General features: G+C 72.1%; 13 protein-coding genes. 3 read left to right on the top strand and 10 right to left on the bottom strand.

The genetic code is table 11. The annotated features are described in order from the left end of the window. Positions 1–1399 precede the first annotated feature (1399 nt). A complete protein-coding gene (locus tag OG747_RS13670; RefSeq protein ID WP_405879599.1) occupies positions 1400–2461 on the bottom strand; it encodes a glycoside hydrolase family 5 protein in 1062 nt (353 codons plus the stop codon). 1206 nt (positions 2462–3667) lie between these two features. On the opposite strand from OG747_RS13670, the gene OG747_RS13665 reads away from it, so the two are divergent. Both OG747_RS13665 and OG747_RS13660 read left to right on the top strand, forming a co-directional pair. Continuing rightward, the gene (locus OG747_RS13665) at positions 3668–4606 is read left to right on the top strand and encodes a class I SAM-dependent methyltransferase (protein WP_405879598.1); all 939 of its coding nucleotides are present in this window, start codon (positions 3668–3670) and stop codon (positions 4604–4606) included. A 184-nt stretch (positions 4607–4790) separates the two neighbouring features. Beyond that, positions 4791–5540 carry an SDR family oxidoreductase gene (locus OG747_RS13660; RefSeq protein WP_405879597.1) on the top strand — a complete coding sequence of 250 codons (750 nt, stop codon included), beginning with the start codon at positions 4791–4793 and terminating at the stop codon, positions 5538–5540. Between the two features lie 24 nt (positions 5541–5564). On the opposite strand, the gene OG747_RS13655 is transcribed toward OG747_RS13660, so the two are convergent. Continuing rightward, positions 5565–6314 (bottom strand): SDR family NAD(P)-dependent oxidoreductase, encoded by a 750-nt coding sequence (locus OG747_RS13655; protein WP_405879596.1) that lies wholly within the window; start codon positions 6312–6314, stop codon positions 5565–5567. Between the two features lie 206 nt (positions 6315–6520). On the opposite strand from OG747_RS13655, the gene OG747_RS13650 reads away from it, so the two are divergent. Then, on the top strand, positions 6521–7411 hold the full coding sequence (locus OG747_RS13650; protein ID WP_405879595.1) for an alpha/beta fold hydrolase: 891 nt from the start codon (positions 6521–6523) through the stop codon (positions 7409–7411). Positions 7412–7471: 60 nt separating this feature from the next. On the opposite strand, the gene fxsT is transcribed toward OG747_RS13650, so the two are convergent. The 8 genes from fxsT to OG747_RS13610 all read right to left on the bottom strand — a co-directional run bounded on the left by fxsT (position 7472) and on the right by OG747_RS13610 (position 22378). After that, positions 7472–11398 (bottom strand): FxSxx-COOH system tetratricopeptide repeat protein, encoded by a 3927-nt coding sequence (gene fxsT, locus OG747_RS13645; protein ID WP_405879594.1) that lies wholly within the window; start codon positions 11396–11398, stop codon positions 7472–7474. After that, entirely contained in the window at positions 11395–12840 is a 1446-nt protein-coding gene (locus OG747_RS13640; protein WP_405879593.1) for a TIR-like protein FxsC, read from the bottom strand. Before OG747_RS13640 ends, fxsT begins: the two co-directional genes overlap by 4 nt. A 180-nt stretch (positions 12841–13020) precedes the next feature. Beyond that, a complete protein-coding gene (gene fxsBH, locus OG747_RS13635) occupies positions 13021–15270 on the bottom strand; it encodes a radical SAM/SPASM protein FxsBH, inactivated beta-hydroxylase extension form (RefSeq protein ID WP_405879592.1) in 2250 nt (749 codons plus the stop codon). 369 nt (positions 15271–15639) lie between these two features. After that, on the bottom strand, positions 15640–17187 hold the full coding sequence (locus tag OG747_RS13630) for a GAF domain-containing protein (RefSeq protein ID WP_405879591.1): 1548 nt from the start codon (positions 17185–17187) through the stop codon (positions 15640–15642). Between the two features lie 26 nt (positions 17188–17213). Further along, positions 17214–18251 carry a rod shape-determining protein gene (locus tag OG747_RS13625; RefSeq protein WP_405879590.1) on the bottom strand — a complete coding sequence of 346 codons (1038 nt, stop codon included), beginning with the start codon at positions 18249–18251 and terminating at the stop codon, positions 17214–17216. Positions 18252–18519: 268 nt separating this feature from the next. After that, positions 18520–19872 carry a carboxyl transferase domain-containing protein gene (locus OG747_RS13620; RefSeq protein ID WP_405879589.1) on the bottom strand — a complete coding sequence of 451 codons (1353 nt, stop codon included), beginning with the start codon at positions 19870–19872 and terminating at the stop codon, positions 18520–18522. After that, positions 19865–21409, bottom strand: a complete 1545-nt coding sequence (locus OG747_RS13615) for an acyl-CoA synthetase (protein WP_405879588.1) — start codon at positions 21407–21409, stop codon at positions 19865–19867. Before OG747_RS13615 ends, OG747_RS13620 begins: the two co-directional genes overlap by 8 nt. Before the next feature lie 219 nt (positions 21410–21628). Beyond that, complete coding sequence (locus OG747_RS13610) at positions 21629–22378, bottom strand: metallophosphoesterase (RefSeq protein ID WP_405879587.1); 750 nt, start codon at positions 22376–22378, stop codon at positions 21629–21631. Positions 22379–22616 lie beyond the last annotated feature (238 nt).

Raw genomic sequence — 22616 nt, 5'->3', positions numbered from 1 at the left:
CGTTCACTCCTCCAGACCAAGACCAAGGGGTCCTACAGGGGCTCGGGCGGCCGAACACCGGCCAAGAGGTGCCCGTTGGCGGCTGCACGGCCTTCCGGGACCGTGGTGAAGGATGCCGGCCGACGCGGCTTCGCGAGCTGCCGGATCGAGGGCTGGGCGTGGCGGACGGCCCCATCGGGTGGGGCGGGTTCCGGCCTCGTGGCTGCAGGCGGTGTCGATCACGCCGGTCCGCCCGGAGGGTTCGTGGCCTCAGTGCAGGTCGGAGGAGTTCCGGCCGGATACTGCGCCCGTGCCGTAGACGGCGGTCGGGGTGGTGTCGATCGGCACCCATTGGCCGTTCTGGCGCACCTGCTGCGGGCTGGATGAGCCGCGGCGGGTGAAAGTACCGTCGGGGTTGGGCGACCACTGTTGTCGTGGTGCCGGTCAACGAGTCGATCGGCATGGGCCTGCCCGAGGACTTGGCGGTGTCGATGGCGGCCCGGAGCGGATCCGCGCTCCTGGGCGCGGTGGCCGCGGCCTTGCCGGAGGTGCTCGCGGGGGTCGCGGCGTGCGCCGCTGTCGCGTTGACGCTGAGCGCACCCGCCGTCACCAACGCCGCGAGGCCGGCCGCGAGCGGTCGAGCTCCTCCGGAGCGTGGGGCGGCTCTTCGTGAGCGGAGTTCCGCGCAGCGGTCATTCCGCGGGGCAGCTGTGGGGCTGATCAATTCTTGGGCCCCGGCAGCCCCTGGGGTGATGCCCCGTCAAGTCCCTGAAACTGCCCAGGCCACACAGAGAAACACCTGGGGGCGGCTTCAGCGTGCCCTCGGCCGGGAAGTACCCGGTGGGCGGCATCGGCGACGACCTCGCCGCCTACGTGGAGGAGCGGGCCTCGGCCGTCCTGCCCACCAACGCCCTGCTGACCGTGGACGGCCAATGGCGCGGCATCGCGGGCCCGGACCTCCGCCGCTACTTGACGCCTACCTCGATGAGCTGCCGGCCGACGCGATCGTCGACGGGTCGCCTCGAACCTGTCTCCCTGGGGAGGGCACGGGAGAGATCCGCGTGCGGCCCGAGGAAGGTCTCGCGCGGCCCCGTAGTGGACACGCGGTGGACGGAAGGATCGGGAAAGGCCGGGAAGTCCTCCGCGGGAGTACGTACCTCGGCATCGCTTCGCGCGCCGGCCGCAAAGGTTCCGCCCCGAGTACCGGACGCTGTTGGCGGATCCACCGCGGGTGGGGTGCCGGCCGCGGGAATGTGACACTCGCACGGCAAGTGTCACATTCCCGCGGCCGCATACAGGGGATCTGGTGCCGAAGGCCGGTCGCCCGGGGCGGAGCCTCTGCGCGTGCGAAGGGCCGTTCGCCGCAGGTGAGTTCACACCATGAGGTGCGGCGGGCAGGGTGCGGTCGGTGCGGACCGGGTCAGGGCTGGACGGGCTTGCCGCGTCCCCAGGCCCAGGCGAGACGGTCGGCGCCGGACTGGTTGGTGGTGGCCAGCCAGGGCCGGGCGGGGTCGCCGGTCAGGGTCTGCAGCGAATAGGTGTCGTCGGTGCGCAGGCCGGGCCAGTACACGGACCCCATCTTGAGTTCGCGGAAGGTGTCGGTGACGGCCTGAACGTAGTTGATGTAGTTGTCGGAGGCATCCGGCTTGTTGTAGTCGAGGCCGGTGGTCATCGGGGCGCCGAACTCGTCGGCGACGGTCCGGTCGGCGCAGTCACCGATGCGCTCCTTGAGGTCGGCCACCCACTGGTCGTAGGTGGCATAGCTCTTCCAGAACCCGTAGTGGTGCAGCGAGAGGTACGTGCCCTTCAGGCGCGGGTCGGCGCAGACGGAGGTGACGTGGTCGTTGTAGCCGGCGCCGCTGACGAACACCCGGTCGCGAGGGACCGACGGGTACGTGGCCAGCCACTTCGCGGCGATGTCGGCCCACTCGGTCTCGGTGTAGCCGTGCGGCTCGTTCATCGGCTCGAAGTAGACCCGCTCGTCGTTCTTGTAGGTCTTGACCACGGTGTTCCACATGGGCCAGAAGGTGGCGGGGTCGTCGATGAAGCCGTCCTTGCGGGAGCCCGTCCCCTCCCAGTAGGAGACGATGACCTTGAAGCCCTTGTCCGACGCCGCGTCGATGACCCCGCGGTAGGACTTCCAGTAGGCGCCGTTGACGGTGTACGGGTTGATGGGCAGCCGGACGGTGTTGGCACCGAGGTTCGCGCGGAACGCCGAGATCACCCGACTCGCCTTGGCGTAGGTCTGGGCGTAGCTGTCGGAGATCGACAGACCGGACAGTACGACGGGGTCGTCGGCGAAGTTGTCGCGGGGGTCGGCCCAGTTCACGCCCTTGAACTGGGTCGTGTCCTTGTGCGGCGCGGCGTAGGCGGGGCTGCCGGCGACGGCCGTGCCGCTGGTCCCGGCGATCAGCAGCGCCACGAAGGCGGCGCGCAGGCGGGGGGTGAAGCGGGTGCCTGCGGGGATTTTCGTTCTGCGCATCAGCTTGGCCTTTCAAGAGAGGGCGACTCGGTGCAGGGCGGTGCGTGTGCGTGGCTGAGCGGCCGTCGGAAGGTGTGCCGGGCCGGACGGGCGGTGTCGGCTCGCCGTCGGGGGCCCGGTGATGTCCGGTGATGTCCGGTGGTGGCGGGGGGAGGTCGCCGCCTTCGACGCGTGTCCGCGCTCCGGCATGGACGTTGAAGGGCTCAAGGGCTCAAGGAAGGTGTGAGGCGGGGTTCTTGTCGGTGCCGGCCTCCGGGACGGCCGGGGAGGTTCCGACGCCGCACGGCCGACCGGCCCATGGACGCCGTCCCGAGGGCGACGGCCTCCAGGCATCGTGAACGCTCGCCTGCGGCGCTGAGACCATCGTTCCGTTCCTCCCTGCTCCGCCGACCGCCGCGCGGTGTTTACGTAAACACGCTTCGGTACGTGGAGATGTTTACGTAAACATGGCGGCGCCGGAATCGTGGCACCCGGCCACAGAGATCGTCAAGGTTTCGCGCACGTAACGTCGTTGGCGTCGCGCGGGAGGTTCCGGACCCGGGCCCGAGGGAAGCGGAAGGGGTGGAGCGACGGCCGGAACGACCGTGAGCGGCGGGTTTCCGCACCCGCGGGCGCCGCGTCACGCGCCATCGAGGCTCCGCCGCCCGATGGCCGGGGCGGAACCTCTCCTGTGGGAAGGGGGGCGGTCGAGGGTGAGTTCGCGACCCTTGTCCGAGCCGGCGGGATCGTGCGCCAGGACTTCGGCCCGGGGGCCCGAGCGGTGCCGGAACGCGCCGCTCGGTCGGGTGGCGGCGCGAGGCCGGGGCGGTCCCCGAGCGGGGCTTGTCGGTCGTCGTGCTGGTGTTCGCTTTCGCGAACCGGACGGTGTGGCCGAGGGTGGTCCGCTTGGCCTTGGAGGGGGCTCCTGGGGTGCGGGAGAGATGGGTCTTCCTGTGCCCGTGGGCGTGCTCGGCGCATCCACGTCGCATCAGTCGCGTCACGCCGCATCACGTCATCGGTCCCGTAACCCTCCGGTCGCCCAAACATCATTCACGCGTCTCCCGCTCGGGGTTCTGCGTTTGCTGTGTTTGAACTGTGGACGGTTTACGCTTTACCGTCCTTTGGGCGTAGGGCCCCACTGTGCCGCCCGTCACCGCCAGGGCGAGCGCACCTTCTGTCCCCATGTGTACGCAGCACTTCTCCTATACCTGCGAGGGTCACAGAGCCATGCGAGCGTTACTCACCACCAAGGCCGCCAGGCGCGCCCTGCGTCCGGTCGCCGACCTCATCGATCAGCGCATCGAGCGTCAGATCCGCCGCTCCATCGGGGACGGCTCCGCGGGCGGACTGCAGCGCGAACTGACGGCGCTGCGCAACCGCCAGCGCCCCCTCGAACTGCTGCTCGACGGAACCGGACGCGGCGTGTCGCGCATGCCGGCCCAGGTCCATCTCGACCGTGCCATCGACGAGTTGGCGCAGGTGAGCGGGGACAGGGGCGGTGCGGAGCGGAACATCGCCCAGGCGTTCCGGCTGCTCATCGCGCTGGAGGCGCTCGGGGTCGGCCGGATCGCCGGTGGCACCATGAACATCTGCGGCAAGCTCTCCGCCGTACCGCTGCTCGACCCGCCGAACGACGAGATCCTCGAAATCGGCACCCTGTACGGGATGTTCGGCGCGGCCCTGATCCGGATGATGGAGCGCGCGGGACGCGACCCGCGTCTGACGATCGTCGACCCGCTCGCGGGCCTGCAGCTGCAGCCCGGCACCACCGAGGGCGCCGACCCGACGGGCACGCCCGTGCGCGGGGCCGCGGTGCGCGCCAATCTCGCTCTGGTCGGCGCGGCCGGTGCCGCGGCCCGTGTCCAGCAGGGCTTCTCCGAGGACCCCGAGGTGCGTGCCCTGGTCTCCGACCGTGCCTACGGAGTGATCATCGTCGACGGTGACCACTCCGCCTCCGGCGTCGCCGCGGATCTGGAGTGGGCCGAGCAGATCGTCGCGCCCGGCGGCATCGTCGTACTCGACGACTTCGGGCACCCCAAGTGGCCCGGTATCAAGGAGGCCTTCGAGAAGCACATGGCCACGGACACCCGGCTGACGTTCCTCGGTCAGGTGGCGAACTCGGGTTATCTGCGTGCGGATGCGAAGCCCGGGGGCGCCTCGGCGTGACGCGGGCCGCCGCCGAATCCCGTTCCCGAGCCATGCCATGGATGCCCTCGGGCACATCTCCGTGCGGCGCTTGGTGATATCGCTGTGCCGGGCATCGGTGGCGGCAGGGGGTCTGTCCCTCTGCCCGGGGTCGTGATAGAAGCGGCGGAAAGGGATTGTCGGATACTGAGAATGAGGTTCTGGCATGCGGGCTGTCGTGGTGGGTGCCTCGAGTGGACTGGGCCGGTGCATAGGGGTCGACCTGGGGCGCCGTGGCGACCAGGTCGCCCTGCTGGCACGCCGGCACGACCGGCTGGTGGACGCGGCGAAGGAGGCGGGAGCGGACGCGCTCGCCGTCGCCTGTGACGTGACCGAGGAGTCCTCGTGCCAGGCGGCGATCGAGGAGGCCGCCGCCGGACTGGGCGGCATCGACGCCCTGGTCTACGCGACCGGCGTCGGCCCCCTCGCCCCGATCGAGAAGCTCGACGGCGACACCTGGCGCCGGACCATGGACACCAATGTGATCGGCGCGGCGCTGGTCACCAATGCCGCGCTCCCGTACCTGTCGGCCTCGGGCGGCGTCGCCGCCTACCTGTCCTCCATCGGCGGCTCGCTCACCCCGTCCTGGCCGGGAGTCGCGGCGTACCACGTGAGCAAGGCGGCCCTGGAGAAGCTCGTCGAGGCGTACCGCGTCGAGCACCCGAGCGTGGGCTTCACCCGGTTCGTGGTCGGCGACTGCGCGGGCGGTGAGGGGGACGCGCGGACCGAGTTCAACAACGGCTGGGACCGGGCGTACGCGGCCGAGATGGTGCCGGTGTGGCGGCAGCGCGGCTATCTGACGGGCTCTCTGCTGGAGGTGGAGGAGTTTCTCCGCGTGCTCGACACCGTCCTGCGCTGCGGCGGCACCATCCCGGAGGTGACGGTGACGCCGCGCCCGCCGGCCCGCTCCTCGTAGGCCCGCTCCTCGTAACAGCCGGGGCTAACGGCCCAGCGCCGCGCCCCCGTTGATGTGCAGCAGCTGCCCCGTCAGATACGCGGCCTCCGGTGACGCCACGTACCGGACGGCCGCGGCGATCTCGGAGGGCCGGCCCGGTTGGCCCGTCAGGGTCTGGGCGACCCGGGAGGCGATGAACTCCGGCGTCCCGCGGTCGCCGAAGAACTCCGTGTCGCCGACGAAGCCGGGGGCGACCGCGTTCACGGTGATGCCCTCGGAACCGACGCGCTGCGCGAGGTCGTAGGTGTACGTGTTGATCCAGGCCTTGGAGCCGCCGTACGAGCCCGGGCCGCGCAGCGAGGCGATGGAGGAGAGCTGCACGATCCGGCCGCCGGGGCGCCGCATATGGGGGAGCAGCGCCTCGGTGAGCAGGACCGCGGTGAGCACATTGGCGTCGAAGTTGTCGCGGTAGCTCTGCGCGAGGGAGGCGAGCGTGCCGTCCTGCGCGCGGGCCGCGTTGCCGCCCGCGTTGGCCACCAGCACATCCACCGGGGTCGCGTCCGCCGTGATGAACTCCCGTGCCGCGCCGACCTGTTCGGGGTCGGCGAGGTCGGCCGCGCACCAGGTCGCCGTGGACTGCCCGTACTGGCCGTTCAGCGCGTCGGCCGCCTTGCGCAGCACGTCCTCGCGGCGGCCGAGGAGCACCACCCGGTCCCCGTCCGCCGCGAACGCCTCCGCCGTCGCCAGGCCGATTCCGGTACCGCCGCCGGACACCACCACACGTCGCTGGGTCATGGGCACCCCGTCCTCAGATGTGAATACCGGTCATCTGCCGGTCATAAGTGAGCGCGGGCTGCGACGCTACGGAGGGCGCGGAAAGACGTCAAGTAGCCTGAGACGAGGCGTGGTTGACCTGCGCAATCGTTTTGTGGCACGGGCTCGTGGGCAGGGTCCGGGCAGCGTTTGCCCCGGGTCCGCCGGACGGAGGGAGAGAGAGCGCTGTGTCTGACCAGGTACGGACGGCGGACGGGCGGCTCCTGCGGGTCGACGTCTCGGGCGATCCGTGCGGACGCCCGGTGTTCCTGCTGCACGGCACACCCGGCAGCCGGGTCGGCCCCAGACCGCGCCCCATGTTCCTCTATCAGCGCGGCACCCGGCTCATCAGCTACGACCGCCCCGGGTACGGGGGTTCCGACCGCCAGGAGGGACGCCGGGTCGCGGACGTCGTGACGGACGTGGTCGCCGTCGCCGACACCCTCGGAGTGGAGCGGTTCGCGGTCGTGGGCCGCTCCGGCGGCGCCCCGCACGCCCTGGCCTGTGCCGCGCTGCTGCCGGACCGGGTGACGCGGGCGGCGGCGCTGGTGGGGCTCGCGCCGCGGGACGCCGAGGGGCTGGACTGGTTCGCGGGGATGGCGCCGTCCAACGTCGAGGAGTTCCGCGCGGCGTTCACCGACCCCGAGGGGTTCGTGTCCTGGCTGATCCCGCGCTCCGCCGCCATCCGTCAGGACCCCGCGCGGCTCCTCGGTGAGCTGCGCCACGACCTCACCGACGGCGACCGGCAGATCGTCTCGGACACCGGCATACGCGCGATGCTGCTGCGCAACTACCAGGAGGCGCTGCGCACTTCGCCGTACGGCTGGATCGACGACGTCCTCGCCCTGACCGAACCCTGGGGTTTCGACCCGGCCGGGATCAAGGTGCCGGTGCTGCTCTGGCACGGCGCTCAGGACGTCTTCTCACCGGCGTCCCACGCCTCCTGGCTCGCCGAGCGCATCCCTCACGCGACGGTCGTCGTCGAGCCCACCGCGGCCCACTTCGCGGCCCTGCCGGTGCTGCCCAAGGTGCTGAACTGGCTGCTCGCGGAGTCCTCCGGCTGGCCGGCACCCCGGTGAACGCGCCCCCTGCGCCCGACCCGCGTGCCGCGCCCGCCTCCCGCATACCGTGGCCGCCGGTCACACCGCCAGCGGCTCCAGATCCCGGTAGATGCGCCTCTCGTCCCGCGCCGCCTGCGCCATGCTGTTCTCCTCGCCGAGCAGGGAGCGCAGCTCCGCCAGGGCCTCGGCGCGCCGTCGGCGAGCCTCGTCCTCGCGGCCCAGCGCGGCCAGCGTCAGCGCGGAGTTGGCGAGGACGGCCAGCGTCTCCGGGTGATGCGTTCCGAGCGCCGTACGCAGCGTGACCAGGGCGTTCTCCTCCAGTTCCAGGGCTTCGTCGAGACGTCCCCGCTGGGCGAGGACATTGGCGTAATTGATACCGGTGAACATGGTGTGAGGGTGCTGTTCACCGAGCAGCTGAGCCATCTGCGGCAGCACCTGGCGGAACGCGCTCTCCGCCTCCTCGGTGTCCCCGCAGCCCCAGTGGAAGATCCCCAGATTGTTGAGCGCGGCCTGGGCGTACGGGTGGAACTCGCCCGGCACCTTCACGTACTTGGCCAGCGCCTCCTGGGCCACCTCGCGCGCGGCCTCCCGCTCGTCGGCGGCGTACAGGTCGGCGGCCATGTTCAGGTCGCAGGCCAGCGATTCCGGCGTCGGTTCCCCGGGCAGGGCGCGGTACTGCGCGCGGGTCGCCGTCGTCAGCCGCCGGGCGTCCTCGAACTGTCCCACCCGGCGCAGCGACACGGCGAGCGACTTGGCGCAGCTCAGCGTCCCGGGGTAGTCCTTGCCCAGCAGCCGCTTGTGGGAGTCGTAGGTGCGCGAGAGCAGGGACACCGACTCCGCGTACCGGCCGACCTCCCGCAGGTCGCGGCCCAGCCGGGCGGCCGAGGCGAGGGTGGAGGGGTGGTCGGGGCCGAGGACCTCCAGACGCCGGTCGAGGGTCTCCTGGTCGAGGACGCGCGCCTCGGCGTAGCGGCCGACCATGCTCAGCGCGAGCGCGAGGTTGTTGGCGGAGTTGAGGGTGCGGCGGTGCGACTCGTGGAAGATCTGGCTGAAACCGTCGTGCGCCTCGCGGGCCAGCTCGACCGCGGTCTGGTACTCGCCGAGCGCCGCGTGGTCGCTGGAGAGGCTGGACGTGGTGACGTAGGTGTGCGGATGCGAGGCCCCCAGCACCCTGCGCTGGCGCTCCAGCACCTCGGTGTCGATCTCCCGGGCCCTGACGTAACGCCCTTGTGAACGCAGCACGTTGGCGAGCTGGCAGCGCAGATACAGGTACTGCACGTCGTCCGCGCCGAGCGTCGCCTCCCAGCGCGACAGCAGATCCTCGGCGAGCTCCTGGGCGCCCGAGAGCTCGCCGCGCTTCCACAGATAGCGGACGCGGTCGATGAAGAGCCGGCGGGTCTCCGGGTTGGTGCAGTTGTCCGCGCGCGACGCGGCGAGGTGCGGCCAGATGAGGGCGAAGCGCGGCCAGTTCTCCGGGTCGTCGATGGGCTCGTCGCTGGTGGGGCGGGCACCCGACAGGACGGTGTGCACGACGTGCCGTGCCTCCTGCTGCTCCGCGTCGTCGAGCTGGGAGCGGATCACGGACTGCACCAGGCGGTGCACCTGGATGCTGTCGGTGACCTGGTCGACCTTGGCGAGCGCGAACCGGCCGATCTCCCGGATGACCCGGCCCAGCATCAGACTCTCCTGCAGGTCGGGGTCGTACGGCTTGAGGGCGTCGATCATCTCCTTGCTGTAGAGCAGACGCGAGGAGATCGGCTCGGGCGCGAGGAAGGCGCACAGCTGGAGCAGCCGCACCGAGGCCGGGGAGCGTTCCCGCAGCCGGGCGATGGAGACGTTCCAGGTCGCGGCCACGGTCTGCGGATAGTTGGCGGGCTGGTTGACGCTCAGCACCTCGGTGGTCTGCTCGGCCAGCTGCAGCAGATAGTCCTCGATCGGGGTGGCCGTCTCGGCCAGCCAGGCCGCCGCCACCTCCACCGCCAGCGGCAGGTCGCCCACCGCGGTCGCCACCTGGTCGGCCTCCTCGGTGGCGAGCCCCGGAGCCCGCCGGGTGAGGTGCTCCAGGCTCTCCTCGCGCAGGAACACGTCGATCGGCAGCGACTCCACCTGCTGCGCCCAGGCCTGGTTGCGCGAGGTGACGAGGATGTGCCCGCCGCCTCCGGCCGGGAAGTAGGGGGTGAGCTGCTCGGGGTCGTCGGCGTTGTCGAAGACCAGCAGCCAGCGCTTGGTCGGCAGCCCGCGCGCCAGCATCTGCAGGGCCTCCTGGCTGGCCAGTGTCAGGTCCTCGCCGCCCGGTGCGCCGATGCGGTCGGCGAGTTCGGCGAGCGAGGCCACGACGAGGTCCGACTGCTCGGCGGAGATCCACCACACCAGGTCGTAGTCGGCCATGAACCGGTACACGTACTCCAGCGCCACCTGTGTCTTGCCGACGCCGCCGAGCCCGAACAGCGCCTGCGGCTGCGGCAGGACGACGGAGATACCGCTGCTGAGCTGCTCGCGGACCCGGTCCAGGACGGAATTGCGGCCGGTGAAGCTGTAGTTGCGCTGGGGCGCGTTCCAGATCGCCGGGGTGTTGCCGGGGAACCGCGGGCCCGAGGGGTCGCTCTCCGGGGGCCGGCCGGGCAGTTCCAGGGCCTGCAGCAGCGCCGTGACGCACTGGGCCTCGCCGAGCCGGTGCAGGTCGAGCGGGTTGTGGTCGAGGTAGGACCCGGGCAGCCGCACCTCGTCGACGCGTAGCGGGAGGGTGGTGCCGCGCGGGGTGTCTCTGTCGGAGTCGGCTTGGGTGAGGGTGCGCCAGACGAGGTCGGCGTAGCGGGACTTGCGGAAGCCGTTCGACAGCAGGACGAGGCTGCGCGTCGCCGAGTCCGGCCGCTCCACGGGCCCGGTCGAGATGTCGTGCGAGGTGACCTGGCAGCCGACGCGCCCCAGCAGCGCCGCGACCCAGTCGGCCCACATGCGGTTCTCCGGCGCGTAGGCGATGAGGACGTCGGCCGCGGTCGCCATCGGCCGACGGCGCAGGAACGCGTCGCGGCAGCGCAGCCGTACCTGCTCCGGCACCGGCGGCAGCGAGGTGACCGCGCCGTCCGAGATGACGGCGGTGAGCCGTTCGAAGGCGGACAGCAGCGAGTTGGTGATCCCGCTCTCGTCGCCGACGGTGGCGAGGGTCTCCTCGTACGCGTAGTACGGTCGGTAGGGGATCTCGACGGCGCCCCAGTACGCGGTCAGCTCCTCGGGGCCGAGCCCCTTGGGCAGGCCGTCGAACTTCAGCCGGGCCAGCGCCCGTCCCGCGTCGGCCTTCTCCTTCTCGCCCTCGTCGATGCGCATGGGTACCGGCAGCACCCGGATCTTGCGCTTGCGGTGGTCGTCCTCGATGCTGCGGGCCACCGCCGCCGCGCCGTCCATCGACTGGTCGCTGAAGGTGAAGCAGTCCACGACCGTGTCGGGCATCTGGATGGTGCAGATGTCGGCGTTGTCCGACAGCCCGGTGCGGCTGTCGATCAGGACGTAGTCGTACGAGGCCTTCATGTCGTCGCGCAGCGCGTCGAGGAAGAGCCCGCCGCCCAGCCGCTCGTAGAAGTTGTCCCATTCGAAGGACGACACGGTCGCGGAGTACGAGCGGTCCTGGCGCCCCGCGGAGAGGAAGTCGAGCGAGCCGCCGTCCGGGAAGCGCAGCCCGAGGCGCTCGGGCGTCAGCGACAGCGCGTGCCGCTCGACGCGCGCGTAGTCGAGGTGCCAGGCGCCGGAGCGCTGGGTTCCGGTGGTCGCGGCCCAGGCGTAGTCGTTGATGATGTCGATGACACCGGTGGTGGCCGCGAGCGCGTTGGGGTCGAGGAAGGGGTGGAAGAAGCGGTGCAGGCCCGGTGCCTCCAGGTCCCAGTCGACGGCCAGTACGCTCCTGCCGTTGGCGGCGAGGATCCACGCCGTGTTGGCCAGGGCCATGGTGCGGCCGGTGCCGCCCTTGTACGAGTAGAACGTGATGATGCGTCCGTCCGGCGCGGCCGTCATGCTTCTCCTCCGGGGTCTGCTCCGCCTGCGCGGTACGGCGAGTGGGTGGGGCCCGTCAGACGGGGCCGGGGGGTCGGCGGCCCCGGCGGCGGATGGGCCTCGGCGTGCTTGAGGTACTGCCGGGTCGCGTGCGCGACCACGGCGGGAAGGACGTCGGTGAAGGCCTTCAGGGTGGGGACGCCGTTGACCGCGACCCGGCAGTCGGTGCGCCGGCCCCGGTCCAGGATCAGCGGCAGGGTGCGCTCCAGCTCCGCCGTGAGCCGTCGGCCCTCGTCGCCGTGGCACTGGGTGTCGGCCTGGTTCCAGGGGACGATCACGCCGACCCAGGGGCGGGCGCCGGCGTCGAACGCCGCGAGCCTGCGCCGCCGTGTCTCGTCGGTGAGCGCCCAGCGGTCGACGAGGAGGATGCGGGGGTGGTCGGGCGGCGCCTTGTCGGGGTCGCCCGCGGCCGGACTCCCGCCGCTGCCCCAGCCCATGTCCCCGGCCGTGTTCCCGGCCCTGTCCTCGCCCCCGTCCCGGCCGCTGTCCCCGCCTGTGTCCCCGCCCTTGCCCTCGCCGGTGTCCTCGTCCCCGTTCTTGCCCCCGCCCTCGCGGGTGCCCTCGTCGTCGAAGGAGGACACCGTGATCAGGTAGTCGAGGGAGCGGATCAGCTCTTCGGCGAGCGCGGACAGCGGGCGGGCCGACTCGGAGTGGTACGGGTTCCAGTCACGGGCGTCCTCGCCGTACGGGCGGGCGTCACGGTGCTCGGGGATGCTCTGCCGGGTGGGGGCCGCCACGGTCAGATGGATGTGCCGCGGGCCCGCGTCGAGGCGCGGCGGACCCTGGTCGCGCGGGGTGAACGCGCTCGGCGTGTGCTCGTACGACGGGAGCCGGCCGGGCGGCACCGGTGACTCGTGCGCGATCCGCACGATCCGGCGGGCCAGGCCCAGCACGGTCTCCTCGTACTCGTCGTGCAACCGGTCGAGTTTGATCAGCCCGTAGATCCCGCCCGCCGCGTAACGGACCCCGAAGACGGAGTGATCGACGTGGAGGTGGCGTACGGAGTCGGGGAGCCGGTCCTCGGCGATGTGCGTCCACAGGACCGGAACGGTCCCGGAACCGGTGGCGCGCGCCCACACCCTGCGCTCGTGGAACGCGGACCACTCCCGCCCGCAGCTCTCGCTGGTGAAATAGCGCGGCGAGAACAGCGGCACGAACACCCGGCAGGTCGCGAGGTTCTCACGGAGCCGCTTGGGCCAACCGTCGCCCGGTCGTGTCTGCCGGTCCATGAAACCGGCGGGGGCACCGGCGGGCAGGTCCGTGAGCGCCGTGACGCGGTCGCACAGCGCCGTGAAGAACGTGTGCACCCAGTGATCGGGGTCCCCGCCGTCCGGCCCCCAGGCGGGAGTGTGCGCATAACTCAGGAAGAAGTACGGCCGGTTGTCCGTGTCCCGATCGGGCATGTCCACACGTCCCCCTGCCTGTGGATGAACCCTCGCCCCGTTCCCGCCGGTGGCGCATTCGGCGGGAACCAATAATCTTCCCGACCACCGACCCGCACGGGTCATTTGTTTCACGTCAATCAGCGGTGATATCCGGACATCTTGTGGCTTGATCTTTCCGGCGTGCGGGCGGGCACGGGATCAGCCATGGTGGTGGCCGGCCCACTCGGCCCGCAGTTCCCCGGCCAACACCTCGCCGGTCGGGGTCAGTTCATGCTCCGGCAGGGCGGCCAGCTCCACCAGGGCACGGCCCGCGCGCTCCAGCGCCGCCGCCCGGGCCACGGGATCGCCTGCCCAGTAGGAGGCGTTGCCGAGCGCGTCGCTCGCCTCGTCCAGGAGGCGTCCGGCGAGATTGCCCGGCACGTTCAGGTCGGTCGTCTCGCGCAGGGCGGTGAGGCGGGCGAGCCGGGCGGCGCGGGGCAGCGCCCGGACGAACTCCTCGGGCTCGATGTCGACGGCCACCCCCAGCGCGCCGAGACCGTGCGCGCCGAGCCGCACTCCGGTGCCCGCCGCGAGCGGGGTGACCGTGGTGGTCGTGGTGACCGAGGTGACCCTGGCGACCGAGGTGGCGAGGAGCGCGGGGACGCCGTCGCGCGGTGCGGGCTCGCGCTCGTACAGCAGCGCGCACGCCGCCCGCAGCCGCTCGGTGAACCGGTCGAGGTCGGCGGGGGCCAGGGTCGGGGCTACGGGCACGGGGTAGCAGTCCCGCAGGGGATCGGCGTCGTCGACGACCACGGGCGGTGCGCCGGGGCCGAGGACCGCACTTGTCAAGGGGCGCCATACGGCGGGGGTGGCCGCGGGGAGGCCTTCGGGGAGCCCTTCGGGAGTGGCCTCGGGGGCGTACGTCCGGCCGTCCTCGGTACGCACGCGCGGGCGGCCCGCCGTCACGGTGACCCGGACGCGGCCGGGCCCCGGGAGGGTCAGGGTGCCCAGGGTCGGGAGGTACAGCGCCGGGGCGGGCTGGTCCCAGGCGAGCCGCAGGGAGGTGCGCGCGCGGACCGCCGCCGCGACGACCGCCGCCGCCAGGGGCGCGGGAGCGGTGCTCCGGCCGTGCAGACAGTGCTTGAGCAGGGTGTGCAGATAGGGGTGGGCGAGGATCTCGTCCAGGTGTGGCGCGGTCTCCGGCGTCCCGTCGAGGTCCAGGAGGGCGCGCCACACCGCGTCCCAGTCCGGCTCACCGGCGTGCCGGGCCGCGATGACGGAGAGCGTGTGCCGGTCCGACTCGGCCCCCGCGAAACGGAGTTCGTCCTGGTCGAACACGGCCGGGCTGAGAGTGCGGTCGGTGATCCGCTCGGCGACCCCGTCGACGAAGGCGCGCAGGTCGGCACAGAAGACGGACGGATTGTCGAAGCCGCGTTCGCCGCTGTACCGGTGCGCGTACAGCCCTCCGCCGCAGGACGCGACCACCGGGCAGCGGCGGCAGGTGTCGCTGACCCCGTCGATACCGAGCTGCCGCGCGCGTACGCCGGGATGCCCCGCCACCTCCTCGAAGGTGTGCCGGAAGACGTCGTAACCGGTCGCGGGGGCGCCGTCGTAGGCGGTCTTCAGCGAGTCCGCCTGCTCGTAACTGCCGTCGGTCTCCACCACCGCGAGGTCGCTCGGGGCCAGCCCCAGCGCCTCCGTCGTGCTCGGGCCGCCGCGCAGGGTGCTGAGCACGGATTCGAAGGTCCGCACCGGCACCGTGCGGCCCTGCCGGTCCCAGTGGTCGAAGATCCTCAGCAGCCAGTCGGCGTACGCGGTCGGGGCGTTCGGCGGTCTGGGCGGCGGGCTGTCCCAGGTGGAGTGCGGAAGCAGGTAGTCGATCCGGGGCGGGTCGAGCGCGGCCAGCGCGTCGTGCACCGCGACGGGGTCGTTGGCCACGTCCACGGTGCACAGCAGACCGCTGTAGAGATGCCGGTACTCGGGGGTACGCAACAGGTCGATCGCACGCAGCACCCGGTCGTAACTGCTGCGCCGGCCGCGGTCGAGCCGGTGCCGGTCGTTGGCGGCGCGGTCCCCGTCGAGCGAGACGCTGACCTTGACGTCGAACTCCCGGAACACGTCGAGCTGACGGGTGTCGAGCCGCACACCATTGGTGTGAATGTGGAGATCGAGCGAGGTGACCGGGGAAAGGGCACGGGTGAGTTCCGCACAGATATTCCTCATCCGGGCGGGACCCACGAGAAGGGGTTCGCCGCCGAGCAGGATCACGGAAACGGAAGGGAGTTCCCGTGCTTCCGCATAGGCGGCGAAACGATGGGCGACCGCGGCGAGCGTTTCCTCGGAAATGAAGGCCGGGCGCCCTTTCCAGCTCTGGTCGGCGTGCTCGTAGACATAACAGTGATCGCAGGCGAGGTCACATCTGCTGTGGACCTTCAGAACGAGTTGTCGGAGCGGGGCAGCGCCGTTCACACTGCCGAGTTGAAGGTGGGGAGCGGGGCCGGACGCCTTCCGGGAACGTCCGCCACGCGGTCGGCGGACCGCACCGCGGCGGGTGCGTGCGGGTCGATCGCCGACAGGCGCGTGTGGCGCCTGCGCGGGGGCCGGGGGGCGGACGAGGAAAGCGTCGTCGGCGTCACCGAAGGATTCATTTCACCGCTTTCATCGGGGACTTCGGGGGCACGGCCGCCACGAGCAGAAAGGCAACCGCTTGATCCCAGGAATACCGCTGACTTCGCGTGCGAGCAATACGGCGGCGGCCGCCCTGGGCGAATCCCGGCCATGCCAGAGGCAAGGCTGTGGGCAAGGCTGTGGGCAAGGCTGTGGGCATGACAGCGGGCCTCACAGAGGTGCCTGCCAGGTGACTGTCGTACCCGCCCCGCCCTTCCCGCCATGTTCCGGGGCGCCGTCGTCGAAGACCGTCAGCCGGAGCCCGGGCCGCCCGTCGGGAAGGGCCGCCGTCGCGTCGACCGTGACCTCGATGCGGGACACCCCGGAGCGGCGCGACGCGGCGGCCAGCGCCCGGCGCAGCGCAGCGAGCAGTTGGCCGGCGACGGGCTCCTGGACACGGCTCTCCACCGCGCCGGTGAACTGGGTGGACGGCTGGAATCCCAGCACGGCCGCCGCGCCCGCCGTCTCGCGCAGCACCCTGCCGCGGAAGGTGGTGGGGGCGTCGGCCGGTGGCTGCTGGAGCGCGAAGATCGCCGTGCGGACTTCCTGGATGGTGGACTGGAGTTCGTCGACGGCCCGGCCGAGGGTCGCGTGCACGGCATCGGCATCGACATCGGCATGGGCACGGGCATCGCCGCCGGCGGTGGCGCCCGCGCTGCGGCGCTGTGCGGACTCCAGCATCATGCCGGTCGCGAACAGCCGTTGGACGACCAGGTCGTGCAGGTCGCGGGCGATCCGGTCGCGGTCCTCGTAGACCGCGAGCCGCTCCCGGCTGTGCTGGGCGTCCGCGAGGACCAGCGCCAGCGCGGCCTGCGAGGCGAACTGCGTGGCGAGCAATCGCTCCACCGTGCTGTACGGCCGGTCGCCGCGCCGGCGGGGCAGGGCGAGCGTGCCGATCAGGCGGCCGCCCGCCTGGAGCGGCAGCATCATGTTCGGCCCGAACCGGTGCCGTACGCGCGTGGTCATCCGCGGGTCGGTCGCCGAGTCGTCGATGAACACCGGTTCACCGCCCAGGAGTGGTTCCAGGACGGGGCTGCCCGGCTCGATCGTGGTGCCGACGAGGTCACCGGGGTCGTCGAGCGTGGAGGCGGTCACGATCTCCATGCCGCCCTCCTCGGTGGGCTGGAGGATGACACCCGCCGAGGCGTCGGCGAGGAGCCGGGCCCGTTCGGCGACGGTCATCAGCGCGTCGGTGGCATTCTCGCCGGTGAGCAGCGCGGTGGTGACGGCCGCCGCGCCCTCGATCCAGCGCTCGCGCTGCCGGGCCGTCTCGTACAGCCGGGCGTTGCCGATCGCCGTGCCGGCCTGGGCCGCGAGCACCCGCAGCAGCCGCTCGTCCTCGTCCGTGAACGGACCGCCGTGCTTCTGGGCGAGGTACAGATTGCCGAACACCTCGTCGTCGACGCTGATCGGGACGGCCAGGGTGTCCTTCGACCGCCTCGCCGCCGCGTGCTCGGGCAGGTCGGCGGTACGGATCTCCACGAGTCCGTCCTGTTCCGCCTCGACCATGTCGAGCTCCGCGTACCGGGCCCCCGTCAGCTCGGCCGCGGCGTCCACGATGCGCTGGAGCGTGGCCCGCAGTTCGAGGTCGGTGCCGACGCTGAGGACGGCTTCCAGGAGGGCCGGCAGGCGGGGGACGGGATCGGGAACGCCGGAGTCGGGGGCGGGGGCGGGGGCGTGGGTGGGATCGGGATCGGGATCGGGATCGGGATCGGGCATCACGGGACTCTTCCGGGTCCCGGCCGTCAGTTCGCCAGCGGGTCCAGGCCCAGCGGCTCGATCTTGCCCTCCAGCATGTAGCCCAGGCCCTGCACCGCGCACACGTCGGGCCGTTCGGCGATGTGCACCGGCATGCCCGTCGCCTGCCGCAGCATCTGGTCGAGCCCCGGGAGCAGGGCGCTCCCCCCGACCATCATGATCCCGCGGTCGACGAGGTCGGCCACCAGGTCGGGTGGGCAGACGCGCAGCACCTTCCCGATGCCGTCGAGTACGGCGGTCAGCGGGGTCTGGATGGCGTCGCGCACGGCGGCGGTGTCGACCCGCACGGAACGGGCGAGGCCGGTCGCCACGTCCCGCCCGTGGATCTCCGTCGAGGCCGGGCCGTGCGGGGTGAGCCCGTTCCCGGACAGGGCGAGCTGCAGCGGCCGTACGGACTGCGACGGCAGCATCAACTCGTGGTGATGCCGCAGGTGCTGCACGATCGCGTGGTCGACGGCCTCGCCGCCCACCGGGATGCGCTCGGCGGTCACGATGGACCCCAGCGACAGCACGGCGACCTGGGTGGCGGCGGCCCCGCACACCATGATCATGGTGGCCTCGGGCAGCTCGACGGGCAGCCCGCACCCGACGGCGGCGGCGATCAGTGTGTCGACCAGCTCGACCCGCCGTGCCCCCAGCCCGACCAGCGTCTCGATCGCGGCGCGCTGTGCCAGCGGGTCCGCGTCGTGCGGGGTGCAGGCCGCGGCGCGCAGCCGGGGTTTGCGGCGCAGGGCACGGCGGACCTTGTCGCCGAGCAGCTGGCGCAGCATGCGCTGGGCCATCTCGATGTCGACGACCGTACCGCCGGACACCGGCCGCATGACCCGGATGTAGTCGGGGGTGCGGCCCGTCATCTTCTCCGCGAACTCGCCGACCGCGATCAGCGCACCGGTCTTCGTGTTGATCGCGGCGACGCTCGGCTGGTCGACGACGAGTCCCGCGCCCTTCACATACACCCGGGTCCGGGCCGCGCCCAGGTCGACGGCGAAGTGGCAGCGGCGCAGCTGCTCCAGACTGGCGGTCATGGCAGGTCCTCCCGAGAGCAGACCGTCTGGCTCCGCCGGGCGGCGGTCCTTACTCGCATCGTGTGGGGGAGAGGGACGAGGCGCCTTTTGTGGGGGGCCGGCTGGGGTGCCGCTGGACGGGTGGTCTTGCTGAGGGGATGAGGGGATGAGGGAGAATCCGGGGCCCTCGGAGGTGGCGCCCTCGGAGGTAGGGGGCCAGGGGGCGCGTACCGGTCGCCGTTCGCCCTGGCGGAAAGCCGCCAGGGCAGCCTCCCGCCAGGTTCCGTCTTCAGTGCCCCGGGTACTCGACGATGCCCCGGATCACACCCAGGTCCAGCAAGTCCTGCGGGCGGATGCGGAGGTGGTCCGCCGTGGCACGAACCTCGCTCGCGGGCCGCTTGAGGATCGCCGCCGCGAGCTCCGGCGCGATGACGGAGAAGTAGCTGTCCGGGGTGGCCCAGGTGTTACCGGGCGAGGCCAGCGCGAGCGCGCCGCCCGAGCCGCCCTCGCCGATCACCAGCGTGGTGACCGGCGTACGGGCGGTGGCCACCGCGGCGAACAGATCCGCGATCGCGGAACCCGCGCCCTGCCGCTCGGCCTCCGCGTCATTGGCGGCGCCCGGGGTGTCCACCAACGTCAGTACGGGGATGCCGAGCCGGTCGGCGAGGTGGATCAGCCGGGCGGCGGTGCGGTATCCGGCGGGGCGGGTCGCGGTCCCGCACTGGGCCGCGTACGCCACGGTCCGCCCTCCGGGCCCGGAACCGGAGCCGGAGCCGAAGCCGCACAGCATGCCGTCGTCGGTGCCTCCGCAGCGGTCGCCGCTGATCGCGGCGCGGCGCGTGAAGAGGGCGTCCAAGTAGGCGGCGGCCCGGGGGCGTTCGGGGGAACGGGCATGCTGGACGGCGTCCCAGCCGGTGGCGGGGAGGGCGGGGGTGCCGAGGGCGGGCGGGGGAGGGACGGCCTTGGCGGAGGGGCTGGTGAGCAGCCCCAGCCACAGCGCCAGCGTCTCCCGCAGCTCCTCGGGCCGTACGACGGCGTCCACCGCGCCCGCCGCCACCTGGGCCTCGGCCGTGTACGCCGCCGGGTCCGCGCCGGGCGGACGGACCCGGGAGCCGGCGAAGCCCACCTGGGCGCCGGGCAGCGCCAGGGTCACGTCGGCACCCGCGCCGAGCGTCGCCCAGCCCCCGCCCGTCGTCGGGTCCCGCAACACGGCGAGCTGCGGCAGCCCCGCCTCCCGGGCGAGCGCCGACTGCCGTGCCACGCGCTGGAGCTGGGTGAGCGCGAGCATGCCCTCCTGCATCCGGCTGCCGCCCGTCGCGACGAGCGAGACGACGGGGAGGCGGTGCTCACGGGCGTAGGTGTACGCCGCCTCGATACGGTCGCCCGTGCGCTCGCCGAGCGAGCCGCCGAGGAAGCCGAACTCGAAGGCGATCAGTACGGCGCGGGTGGCGCCGATGACGGCGCTGCCGCAGACCACCGACTCGTCCTCGCCGGTACGGGTGGTGGCGCGGCGGCGCGAGTCGTCGTACCCCTGCCAGGACAGCGGGCCATCGGGCTTGAACATCCTTATCGGGACGGGTAGTTCACTGAACTCGTCGGTGGCCAGGGCGATGGCCTCGCGGGCGGAGAAACGCTCAGTCATGCGTGAGGGGGCCATTCTTCTCAGGGCCGTTCGTGAGGGCGTCAGGAAGGGCGTCAGGAAGGGCTCGCTTGAGAATCTTGCCCATGTCGTTGCGGGGCAGCGACGTGAGGAAGCGCACGACACGCGGGCGTTTGTGCGGGGCGAGGCGGCGCGCCACGTGGTCCGCCAACTCATCGGCGGACGGCGGGGATTGGGGATCGCCGGGGACGATCCACGCCACGATCCGCTCGCCGAGATCCGCGTCGGGCTCACCGGTGACGGCGGCCTCGCGCACCGCCGGATGCTCCAGCAGCGCGTTCTCGATCTCGCCGGCGCCGATCTTGTAGCCGCCGCTCTTGATCAGGTCGGTGGCCTTGCGGCCGACGATGCGTACGGAGCCGTCGGGGTCGATGACCGCCATGTCGCCGGTGCGGAACCAGCCGTCGTCGGTGAACGCGGCGGCGGTGGCGTCGGGCCTGTTCAGATACTCGGTGAAGAGGTTCGGCCCGCGGACCTGGATCTCGCCGACGCGCTCGCCGTCGTACGCGCCCGTGGGGGTGCCATCGATGTCGTACGAGGCGATCGTCGTCCCGTCCTCCTCGACGAGCCGCAGGTCGACGCCGGGCAGCGGGACCCCGACGGTTCCGGGCCGGGGTTCCCCGTCCACCCGCACGCTCGTGTTCATGAGGGTCTCCGTCATGCCGTACCGCTCGATGACCCGGCGCCCGGTCGCGGCCGTGATCCGCTCGTGGTCGTGCACCGGAAGCGCGGCGGAACCGGAGACGAGCAGCCGCGCCCGCCCGAGCGCCTTGGCGAGTTCGGGGTCCTGGGGGAGTGCCTCGGCGAGCCGGTGGTACATCGTCGGCACTCCGAACAGCATCGTCGCGCCCTCGCCCAGCTCCCGCGCCACGCCCTCCGCGCTGAACCGCCCCAGATGCCGCACCGCCCCGCCGCGCCGCAGCGGTCCGAGGATGCCCAGGATCAGCCCGTGCACATGGAAGAGCGGCAGCCCGTGTACGAGTACGTCGTCGCCGGTCCACTGCCAGGCGTCGGCCAGCGCGTCCAGGGTCGAGGCGATGGCGCGGCGCGGGACGACGGCACCCTTGGGCGGGCCGGTGGTGCCGGAGGTGTAGACGACGAGGGCGGGGGCGGCGGGGTCGTCCGGCTCGGCGGGGCGCGCGGGGGTGTCCGAACCGGTCGCGAGCGCCTGGACGTCGACGCGCTCCACGTCACGTACGGCTGGCGGGAGTTCGAGGCCCGGCTCGGCCAGTACCAGCGACGGCGTGCTGTCGGACAGGATGTGCCCCAGCTCACCCTCCCCCGACTTGGGGTTGAGCGGCACGGCGGGCACCCCGGCGAGCAGCGCGGCGACGACCCCGACGGCGGTCTCCAGGGACGGGGTCGCCCACACGGCGACCCTTCCCCGGCCGTCGAGCCGCGCGGCCAGGGCGCCCGCAGAGGCGGCGAGCTGCGCGTACGTCAGGGACCGGTCGCCGAAACGCAGGGCGGGCCGCCGTGCGGTCGAGCCGCTGACCAGGGCGGGGAAGAGGGAGGACACGCGGGGTACTCCTTGCCGTAGGGACCTGCTGGAGGACGTTCTGCCGGTGACAGTCAGAACCGTTCCTACACCAGGGCGAGGGAAACCCGCCGTTGCCTGAGATCGATGCGGCGGACCGGAACGGGCAGTTCTTCGCCTTCCTGAGGCCAGGTGGACCGTTCCGGCCACGCGTCGGCGACCTCGATCACGCCGAGGAGGCCCTCGACCCCGTTGCGAAGGTCACACGGCGACGGTCCGGTAGTGGGTGGTGAGCCGTCCCTCCTCGTCCAGCACGTGGAACGCGAGCGCGGGCGGCAGGTCCAGGTGGACGTGGTCGTCCGGATGGGCGCGGTGTTCCCACGGGAGGCGGCTGGTGGAGACGACGCCGGGGGCGACCAGGAGGGGGCGGCCGGCGAAGGTGGTGGCCGCCGGGGTGTGGGCGTGGCCGGTCAGGAAGGCGGTGAGGCGGGGGTGGCGGGCGGCCAGGTCGGCGAGGCGGTGCTCGTCGACGAGGCGGATGCCGTCCACGTAGGGCATGTTGAGCGTGGCCGGAGGGTGGTGGAAGGCGACCAGGACCGGAGCCGTGGCCTTCGTCAGTACATCGTCCAGCCAGCTCAGGGTCTCGTCGGCGAGGTGGCCGTGGTCCTTGCCCGGCACGGAGGAATCGCACAGGGCGAGCACGAAGCCGGGTGCGTGGTGGACCTGGTTGACCGGCCCCGGCGCGGGCGGAACCCCGAGCAGGTGCGCGCGGAACGCGGCGCGTTCGTCGTGGTTGCCGGGGCAGACCAGGACCGGGTGCCGGGAGGCGAGGAGCCGGCCGGCCTGCTCGTACTCGGACGGCAGCCCGTGGTCGGCGATGTCTCCTGTGACGAGAACGGCGTCCAGGTCGTAGGGCAGGTCTTCCAGATACGCCATGACGGCGCGGGCGCGCTCGACACTGCGCTGCCCGCTGTCGATGTGAAGGTCGCTGACGTGCGCGATCACGATCACGGTGGGGTCCTTTCGTCGGAGGTCGCGTCGGAGGCGGGTTGGTCCCGCGACCGACCCTGGAAACCCTCCGGACCAGACTTGAGATCCAGTCCCATGCCCGAAAACTGGACCAGTTCGCGGCTGGCCGGACAAGTCGACCTGCACCTCGACCTCGGTGGCCTCGGCATCCCTTGGACGTGGTTGTCCCGCGTTGCTGCTCCGCTTCCTTGGCGTGCTTGGGGCAGCGTCCGCCCGTGGT

It is taken from the genome of Streptomyces sp. NBC_01384 (assembly GCF_045040035.1).
GTDB lineage: Bacteria > Actinomycetota > Actinomycetes > Streptomycetales > Streptomycetaceae > Streptomyces.
This window is presented reverse-complemented; position numbering and strand designations above follow the sequence as displayed.

Excerpts from the sequence above, each read along its gene's own strand:
- OG747_RS13670 (WP_405879599.1), bottom strand. The coding sequence starts at position 2,461 with ATGCGCAGAACGAAAATCCCCGCAGGCACCCGCTTCACCCCCCGCCTG.
- OG747_RS13665 (WP_405879598.1), top strand. The coding sequence starts at position 3,668 with ATGCGAGCGTTACTCACCACCAAGGCCGCCAGGCGCGCCCTGCGTCCG.
- OG747_RS13660 (WP_405879597.1), top strand. The coding sequence starts at position 4,791 with ATGCGGGCTGTCGTGGTGGGTGCCTCGAGTGGACTGGGCCGGTGCATA.
- OG747_RS13655 (WP_405879596.1), bottom strand. The coding sequence starts at position 6,314 with ATGACCCAGCGACGTGTGGTGGTGTCCGGCGGCGGTACCGGAATCGGC.
- fxsT (WP_405879594.1), bottom strand. The coding sequence starts at position 11,398 with ATGACGGCCGCGCCGGACGGACGCATCATCACGTTCTACTCGTACAAG.
- OG747_RS13640 (WP_405879593.1), bottom strand. The coding sequence starts at position 12,840 with ATGCCCGATCGGGACACGGACAACCGGCCGTACTTCTTCCTGAGTTAT.
- OG747_RS13630 (WP_405879591.1), bottom strand. The coding sequence starts at position 17,187 with ATGCCCGATCCCGATCCCGATCCCGATCCCGATCCCACCCACGCCCCC.
- OG747_RS13625 (WP_405879590.1), bottom strand. The coding sequence starts at position 18,251 with ATGACCGCCAGTCTGGAGCAGCTGCGCCGCTGCCACTTCGCCGTCGAC.
- OG747_RS13620 (WP_405879589.1), bottom strand. The coding sequence starts at position 19,872 with ATGACTGAGCGTTTCTCCGCCCGCGAGGCCATCGCCCTGGCCACCGAC.